Genomic DNA, 8,122 nt, shown 5'->3' with positions numbered 1-8,122 from the left:
ATAGCATCAAGCGCCCTTTTGTGGCTCAATGCACCGAGTTCATCCTGCTCCTGCCTGGATATCCCCATTTTTTCTGCTATGTTTTCTGCTGTTATACCCATGTGGTAACCGTAAAAGATCTCAAACAGGCCGTCAAATACCATAAGGTCTATCATCTCGGCATTATTCATACGTGCGCCCCATCTGGCAGCGGGAAGCCCATAGGGGACCATGCTCATGTTTTCCATTCCGCCTGCAAGAATTATCTCTGCATTGCCGGCCTTAATGGCCTGAGCTGCAAGGGCTACGGCCTTCATCCCGGAGGCACACACCTTGTTTATTGTAAATGCAGATGTCTCTTTTGATATACCTGCCTTGATAGTAGCCTGGCGGGCTGTGTTCTGGCCCTGTCCTGCTGCCACAACATTACCCATGATAACCTCATCAATCTGGATCGGGCGGGCAGATTCAGGGTAATCATATGCCTTTTTCTCAAGATCAATAATCCCCTTACCCTTGAGGGCATCGGGTTCAAAACTTACGAGTTCCTTTGAGGCAACCGGTTTAAGGTTAACCCTTTTAAGTGCCTCTTTAAGTACTGCTGCACCAAGATCCACTACCGGGATATCTTTGAGGGTACCGCCAAAATTACCAACCGCTGTTCTGACACTGGATACAATAACAACATCTTTCATAATGTGTGATCTCCTTTAATGTTTGTGAAGTTTGCACAGTATAGGGAATCATGGTTTTGGTGTCAACGGATTTATCGCAAAAAAATCAGGATGTTCTATGCATGATTTTACCTTTTTAAATCCTGTAAATCTGGTAACTTAAGCATTGACGTTTTTTTGCAGGGTGGCATTTTTTATGCCACCGAGTATAATCACATATATGGCGATACTAAATAGCATGGTTATTTTAAATGACTATCTATAAACGCCAATATCCGCTCATATACTTTCTTTCGTGTTTCTTCATCATGAACACCGTGTCCTTCTTTACCTAATGCCATCCAATCAAATATTAAATTCATTTACCTTTTTGCCTTAGTCTCGTATCATACATGTAAATGGCCTAATGGAAAAGGAAAGAGTGTTTTGCTTGGCAAGTTTTATTGCCATATCAGAAGAAGAGAGAGAGGAGGATCATAAAAAAGAATGTGTTTTATTGTATGGCTATTCAGCCAAATATAAGAAGCTCTACCCTCTCTGCACTTACAGGGGTAGCTACATACCATAAATAATGGTAAATGGATTTTAAATTACTATGGCAAGGAGAATATGAGCGAATGGATAATCAGCAATTAAAACATCAAAGAAAAAGGACATTTTATGACCCCCACCCCGATTATAAAAGGCCCCGCTATGAACCTCTTAAGGAAACACACAAAAAGATGCGAAAAAGGCTGGCTATTCTTTATGGAAGCCAGAATGCCAGCCTCTATATTAAAGAACTTGAGCGTATCATGAAGGTTCACTATGCCCATAAACCCGCTGAAATGCTTGAAAAGGAGAAGAACTACGATCCAAGGGAACGTTTTACCGAGGAGGACATGATACTCATAACATATGGGGATATTGTAAAAGGTGATGGCGAAACACCTCTTTCAGTACTGTATAATTTTGTGAATACATATAACCAGGGAGCTTTGAACACCATACATCTTCTGCCCTTTTTCCCTTATTCATCAGACAGGGGTTTTGCAGTGGTTGACTTCAGACAGGTGGATCCTAAACTCGGATCATGGACTGATATTCGTGAAAAGAAAAAAAGATACGACCTCATGTTTGACGCTGTACTGAATCATGTATCTTCAATGAGTGAAATGTTCCTTGAATTCAGGAAGGGAAACCCCAGATTTATCGATTTTTTTATTGCATATGATTCCCCCGATGACCTGACAGGAGAGCAGAGAAAAAAGCTTTTCAGACCCAGGACCTCAGATATACTTACCCTTTATGAAACCATCAATGGGCCTAAGTGGCTCTGGACAACATTTTCCGAAGATCAGATAGACCTCAACTTTCATAACCCTGATCTCCTGATGCAGGTGATAGACAGTCTTCTTTTTTATATCAGGCAGGGGGCGGATCTTCTCAGGCTTGACGCCGTGACCTATCTGTGGGATGAACCCGGGACCAGCAGTATTCACCTGCCGCAGACACACGAGATTATAAAGCTTATCCGTGATGTAGTAGATGCCGTTGGGTCTGGAGTTGCTCTGGTTACAGAGACAAATGTGCCTCATGCGGATAATGTATCATATTTCGGAAACGGGTATGATGAGGCTCACATGGTTTATAACTTCGCCTTACCGCCACTGGTTCTGCATGCCTTTTACAGGGAAGATACCGGGCATCTTTCCAGGTGGGCAGAGGGTCTTGATCTACCATCTGATTCGGTAACCTTTCTTAATATACTGGACACCCATGATGGTATCGGGCTTATGGGTGTAAAAAATATTCTTCCCTATGATGAAATAGTTTTTCTCATAAAAACAATTGAAGGGCGCGGAGCATATATATCATATAAAGCGGGAGACGGTTCGGATGAACCCTATGAGATAAACAGCACATGGTGGAGCGCGATAAATGACCGGAAGACACGTGAGAGTTTATATCTGCAGGTAAAACGCTTTGTAGCGTCAAGGAGTATTTCACTTGTGCTTAAAGGCGTGCCTGGTATTTATATTCATGGAGCTGTCGGCAGTGAAAACGATCACGAAAGTGTGAAACAGACCGGAATAAAAAGAGATGTAAACAGAGGTGTAATAGATGCATCTTCTTTTGAAAATGATTTTAGGAATCAGGATTCAAAGTTTTCACTCATATGCAGGCAAAGCAGCAGATTAAATACCCTGAGGACTGCAAACAGAGCATTTCACCCCAGGGGCAGGCAGCAGGTACTTTACCTTTCTCCCTTTGTTTTTGCATTACTTCGAATATCTCCTGATGAGGATGAATATATTCTGACCCTGACAAACGTCACAGGCAGGGAGGTTCAATTGAACATATCCCTGAAGGAAACATGTATAAATAAAGGCATATGGAGGGATATTATAGATGAAAGCCTGATTGAGGCCCATAAAGGAGATCTTAAGGTTATCATGGGGGCTTATGATGTGAAATGGCTTATGCCTGAAAATATATAGGTGTTCGACACTATCTACTCATTTTTGAACTCACATCATGTTCTCACTGTATTACTGGAGAACCGGGAGATATTATAGACTTTATATTTATCGGGTTTCGTTCCTCACAGGTATACCTGATTTTGTCAAGTATTAAGAGGTTATGTCCCTTCAATCATATACTCCCTGAATTCCTCCAGGGGTTTACCAGCACTCTTAATGATCTCCTTCTTACCATTATGGGTAATCATGAGTTCTATCTCACCCATCTTTGCATCGCTGTAGGATGCGGTCATGAATGCTGCAAGCAGGTCTGTCTCAGGGGTTCGTTTACCTGCAACATACACAATAGGCCCTGGCACTGTGACTGTATTTATGGTGTAGCCGTTTTCATCGGCAAGTTCCAGTATCCTTTCATTCTCCTTCATGTCCCTTCCTACAACCATCTTCAGATCAGGGTTTATGCGAAAATGGCGGCCAACCTTTAACATCTCTATATCATTCCTGTTAAGATCAGGGCTGTTATCATTAAGGTCCTTGAACCTCTTGCAGAATATGGGGTCTGTTAAGAGGCAACCGCCACCCGGTGTAGGGTAATGTGTTACCCCAAGCTCTTTTGCAAGTTTAATCTGCGGTTTTCTGGAGCGGCCTGATAACCTGAGAAGGCTTATATCCTGTACCCACCCGTTTATCTCAGGGATTGTTTTTTCCAGGAGCCTTGCAGAAAGGGGCCTTAACACAAGCCCCTTCATGGTGCTTGTCTTTTCAACCGCTGCTAATGCTGATTTGTGCTGTGACATGGGTCTCTGGCCCAGCACCTCCCCGCTTATTAAAAAGGATGCATTTTCCTCTGTAAGCATCTCCCCTGCAATCTTGAGCATAAGTGCATGGCAGTCTATGCATGGGTTCATATAGCCGCCAAAGCCGTAAACAGGTGCCTTGAACATGGGGAAATATCTGTCAGTGATATCGACAACTTTTATCGGGAGACTGTTTTTTTCGGCGGATTCAATTGCCTTATCAGGGCTAAAAAAAGGGGTGGTAAAATTGACTGGTAAAACATCCACCCCTGACAGCATTACAAGCTTTACCGCGAGGATGCTGTCGAGCCCTCCTGAAAAGATGGACAGGGCCTTCATGCTACATGCCCAGCTCGGCGAGCTTTTTTATGGTCTCTTCCTGTTTCTTTGTAAGGTTTTTCGGTACCTCTATGCTGATGGTTACATATGCATCACCGCGGTCAACTCCGTTCATGCGGGGTACACCATAACCCTTGAGCCTGAGTTTAGCATTATTCTGTGTCCCTGCCGGAATCTTCAGCCTTAATGTCTTTTTATCTATTGTAGTGACCTCTATTTCAGTACCAAGGGCAGCCTCGGTAAATTTAATGCTCTTTGTAATGGTGAGATCATCCCCGTCACGTTTAAAGAGCGGGTGATCCATAACCCTTACCTGTATGTAAAGGTCACCATTAGGGCCACCGTTTATGCCTGGATTTCCCTTGCCCGATAATCTAAGTTTTTTGCCTGTCGATATACCTGCGGGTATCTTTACAGAGATCTTTTCCTGCTCAGAGTTGTCCTTGCGGTAGGCGATCATCTTTTCTGTATCGTTAATTGTGTCTTCAAGACCTATTGAGAGTTCATATATAATGTCTTTTCCTTTTACAGGCTGGGGTCTACCGCCAAATGCGCCGCCAAATGGTGAAGCCCCTCCTTTAAATGAGTTTCCTCCCATGCCACCGAAAATATTCCCAAAACCACCACGGCCACGCCCACCAAACCCGAATTCACTGAATATGCTGTCAAAATCGAAATTGCGGAATATATCCTCCTGTGAATACTGTTTCTGGAATCCTTCAGAGCCAAAATTATCATACTGCACTCTCTTTTCCTTGTTGCTTAAAACAGCATAAGCCTCTGATATATCCTTGAACCTCGCCTCTGCGTTTTTATCATCCTTATTGCGGTCAGGATGATATTTCATGGCTAGCTTTCTGTATGCCTTTTTTATCTCATCATCAGTAGCTGTTTTTGAAATGCCCAGTATCTTGTAATAGTCTTTCCCTGCCATTTTAACTCCGGTTATTTTTTAGTGCCCTAAATTAAGCATATTTTTATTTGAGTCAAGAAGATTGTAACACCCCGAATTATAAATTCTTTTTTGCAGCAGAAATACGGTATTCAAATGTGACATTTATATTGAGCCTCTCTACTGTAATGGAGTCAGGAAAGGGAGGGAAGGGCGCTGCCCGCTTGATCGCATCAAGCCCCTCCTGATCCAGTATCTCATAGCCTGAAGTGCCCGTTACCTCAACACCCGTAAGGTGTCCATCCCTTGTAAGGCTGAATATCGCATGAGCTTTTCCCTCTATTGATTTCTCCTTTGCCTCCTTTGGGTAACCCCAGCAGGCGGCAAGCCTCTTTTTTAAAACAGCTGTATAGGATACATAGCGCTTATCAACTGTATCAAGGGAGATAGTCTCCTCTGATTTTTTATCTGCCTCAATAATCTTTTTTATAGTGTTTTCCTTCTCCCTTTCAGTCATCTTGTCAAATGGGATGTCATCTATTGCATCCCTTATAAATTCCACCCTGTAGGTCTTGAGCTCTTCAATGCGCCATATATCCGGCGCAAACTGCTGTATTATTAGTATCAGGACAAGATGTGAAAAAAAAGAGAGCCCGAAGGCGGTCTTTCTTATCCTTGATGCGGCAAAAAGGTTATTGGTTATTGTTGTTTTTATTGCCATTTACCCACAGGTCTATATTTTTATCAAACCACCATTCAGCATGGTCAGTTTTAAGAATTTCATCTGCCATTTCCTTTGCCTTTTCAGTGATCAGCCTCTTTCTGGCATAAAAAAGCCAATCATCTGCGTATCTATTACCAAGGTCTTTTTCCCTTTTAAGTTCAAGGATCAGGTCAATTTGATCCGCATCACGGGCAATTTTTGCCTCAATAGTGGCGGTTTCATTGAATTCATCAGTCAATGATGCAATTTCAGCACCAAAAGGAATGCCTTCTGTCATATGCCGGACAGCCTTTTTTTCATCAACCGTGTTATATCTTTTATTAACATAGTTCATGTCACCTGTCCTTGCCTCATGGAGGTCATGGAAGAGGCACATGAGGACAGTTTTATTCCGGTCTGCCTCTGGTATTTGTCCGGCCAGTATATACCCGATAATTGTCATCCTGAATGAGTGATCAGCCACTGATTCGCTCCCTGAACCCAGGAACTGGTAACCTGTGCGCGGGGTCTTTTTCAGCATGCCCACTTCAAATAGAAAATTTGCTATATTTTTCATAATGCCTTTTCAATATGGAGAATGGTAAAAAATGTCAAGAAGCAATAATCTCCCACCTTTACTTGAAATATTGGGAATTATATTTAAAGTCTGGTTAAATGATCTATTTTATAGTATAGAGCTTTTAAAAAAATAATGGGGTTACAGATATGAGCGATACACTTAAGATATACAGGTTTCCTGACCAGGTGTTAAGGACCAAGGCCGCGCCAGTGGAAAATATTGATGGTAAACTTCAAGAGCTTATAGACGGCATGACCGAAACCATGTACAAAGCGCCGGGCATAGGGCTTGCTGCCATACAGGTGGGTAAACCCATAAGCCTTGTGGTTTATGATATTTCTCCCCCTGAAGAGGCGCATAAGATCAATGTGATAATGAATCCTGAGATCGTCTCACGAGAAGGTTCAATCACCTATGAAGAGGCATGCCTAAGCGTTTATGATTATTCCGCAGAGGTAAAAAGGAGCAACAAAATACTTGTTAAGGCCATTGACCGTGAGGGCAATCCCATAGAGATAGAGGCAGAGGGGCTGCATGCTGTTTGCCTGCAGCATGAGATAGACCACCTGAATGGTGTGCTTTTTATTGATCATATCAGCTCCTTAAAAAGGTCTCTCTATAAAAACAGGCTTAAAAAGATATTAAGCAAAGAAGAACAACAGGGATAATGGGACAGGTTATTTCGAATAAATTACCCGAAAGGCCAAAGATCATCTATATGGGCACGCCGGACTTTGCAGTGCCGGCGCTTAAAAGCCTGGTAAATGCCGGTTATGATATTGAGGCGGTTATTACCCAGCCTGATAAACCAAAGGGGAGGGGGCTTACACTCTCCCCATGCCCGGTCAATGAGAGTGCCATCTCATACGGGCTAAATGTGATGCAGCCCAGTAATGTAAATGATCATGGGTTTATTGAAGGCTTAAGGCTTATAAAACCTGACCTGTTCATTGTTGCTGCATTTGGTCAGCTGCTCAGGCAGGAACTGCTCGCTATACCAAAATTCGGCGCAATAAATATACATGCCTCACTACTCCCTTTATACAGGGGGGCAGCGCCCATACAGTGGGCAATACTTGATAACAGGTCAAAAACGGGCATTACCCTGATGAAGATGACAAAGGGGCTTGATAAGGGGCCTGTCCTTTACATGCATGAACTCGCCATTAAGGAATATGAGACAGCCGGACAATTATTTGACAGGCTTGCTGCCATATCCGGGGATGTGATTGTAAGGTTTCTCAGGGAAACAGCCGGGAAAGAGATAACAGGCACCTCCCAGGACGATGCCCTCTCTTCCTATGCTTCAAAGATAACTAAGGAGATGGCAAGGATAGACTGGACAAGGGATGCTGTGAAGATAGCTGCGCTTATTAGGGCTATGGATCCATTTCCAGGTGCAACAACTGTGATGAATGGGAAAAATATCAAACTCTTTACCCCTGTTGTTATTGATAAGACCACTAGGTCAACAAACCCAGGAAAGATAATCACTGATGACCCGAACAGGTTTATGGTTGAGACAGGGGAGGGCATTATTGAAATAGGTGAGATACAGCCCCCAAATAAAAAAAGGATGACTGTAAAGGCATTTGTACAGGGAAACAGGATTGAAAAAGAGACTATGTTATTATAGCTTTCAGCACTCAGCTATCATCTGTCAGATAATTATTTGTAAGATAACCGGTAAATAACC

The 8,122-nt window shown here is 42.9% G+C and carries 9 protein-coding genes; 4 read left to right on the top strand and 5 right to left on the bottom strand.

All coding sequences use genetic code 11. The features are described from left to right. Positions 1 to 674 (bottom strand): acetyl-CoA C-acyltransferase (locus tag GX654_11695; GenBank protein ID NLD37521.1); only part of this gene is annotated, 674 nt, incomplete at its 3' end. Between the two features lie 385 nt (positions 675 to 1,059). Here GX654_11695 and GX654_11690 point away from each other — a divergent pair. Beyond that, entirely contained in the window at positions 1,060 to 1,221 is a 162-nt protein-coding gene (locus GX654_11690; GenBank protein ID NLD37520.1) for a hypothetical protein, read from the top strand. 10 nt (positions 1,222 to 1,231) lie between these two features. Beyond that, on the top strand, positions 1,232 to 3,133 hold the full coding sequence (locus GX654_11685; protein ID NLD37519.1) for a sugar phosphorylase: 1,902 nt from the start codon (positions 1,232 to 1,234) through the stop codon (positions 3,131 to 3,133). Between the two features lie 140 nt (positions 3,134 to 3,273). Here the strand turns inward: GX654_11685 and GX654_11680 are convergent, their stop codons facing one another. The 4 genes from GX654_11680 to GX654_11665 form a co-directional block, all read right to left on the bottom strand. Then, positions 3,274 to 4,251, bottom strand: a complete 978-nt coding sequence (locus tag GX654_11680) for a tRNA 4-thiouridine(8) synthase ThiI (protein ID NLD37518.1) — start codon at positions 4,249 to 4,251, stop codon at positions 3,274 to 3,276. 1 nt (position 4,252) lies between these two features. Further along, positions 4,253 to 5,185: a DnaJ domain-containing protein gene (locus GX654_11675; GenBank protein ID NLD37517.1), complete on the bottom strand. Its 933-nt coding sequence runs from the start codon at positions 5,183 to 5,185 to the stop codon at positions 4,253 to 4,255. Positions 5,186 to 5,261: 76 nt separating this feature from the next. Next, on the bottom strand, positions 5,262 to 5,864 hold the full coding sequence (locus GX654_11670) for an energy transducer TonB (protein ID NLD37516.1): 603 nt from the start codon (positions 5,862 to 5,864) through the stop codon (positions 5,262 to 5,264). Continuing rightward, positions 5,836 to 6,423 carry an HD domain-containing protein gene (locus GX654_11665; GenBank protein ID NLD37515.1) on the bottom strand — a complete coding sequence of 196 codons (588 nt, stop codon included), beginning with the start codon at positions 6,421 to 6,423 and terminating at the stop codon, positions 5,836 to 5,838. Before GX654_11665 ends, GX654_11670 begins: the two co-directional genes overlap by 29 nt. 149 nt (positions 6,424 to 6,572) lie before the next feature. On the opposite strand from GX654_11665, the gene def reads away from it, so the two are divergent. Together def and GX654_11655 are read left to right on the top strand one after the other, a co-directional pair. After that, complete coding sequence (gene def / locus GX654_11660) at positions 6,573 to 7,094, top strand: peptide deformylase (protein NLD37514.1); 522 nt, start codon at positions 6,573 to 6,575, stop codon at positions 7,092 to 7,094. Further along, complete coding sequence (locus GX654_11655; GenBank protein ID NLD37513.1) at positions 7,094 to 8,062, top strand: methionyl-tRNA formyltransferase; 969 nt, start codon at positions 7,094 to 7,096, stop codon at positions 8,060 to 8,062. Before def ends, GX654_11655 begins: the two co-directional genes overlap by 1 nt. The last annotated feature ends 60 nt before the right edge of the window (positions 8,063 to 8,122 follow it).

Origin of the sequence: Desulfatiglans sp., assembly GCA_012513605.1 — a bacterium.
GTDB lineage: Bacteria > Desulfobacterota > DSM-4660 > Desulfatiglandales > HGW-15 > JAAZBV01.
Note: the sequence above shows the minus strand (reverse complement) of the source record. Positions and strands in the feature narration are given on the sequence as shown.